This window comes from Lyngbya sp. CCY1209 (genome assembly GCF_055795065.1).
This window is the reverse complement of record NZ_JAYFER010000382.1, coordinates 1-208: the sequence shown is the minus strand read 5'-3', so window position 1 is coordinate 208 and position 208 is coordinate 1. Positions and strand designations below refer to the sequence as shown.

Sequence of the window (208 nt, the reverse complement as noted above, 5' to 3'; positions counted from 1 at the left end):
TGGACTCCCATTGTCTACCACACGCTGGTCAGACCGAACGCATCGACGTATGATGGAAATTGGGTCTATTGGGCAACAAGGAGAGGGAAATCACCAGAAATCTCAAACCGAGAAGCCAAACTGCTGAAAAGCCAGAAAGGCAAATGCAAATGGTGCGGACAGCACTTCACTATAGAAGACCAAGTGGAGACCGACCACATCATCCCTA

The 208-nt window shown here is 49.0% G+C and carries 1 protein-coding gene; it reads left to right on the top strand.

Going from position 1 to position 208, the window contains the following annotated elements; all coding sequences use genetic code 11:
* On the top strand, nt 1-208 hold a 208-nt coding region (locus tag AC0QHF_RS11075; protein WP_375341416.1), incomplete at both ends, for an HNH endonuclease.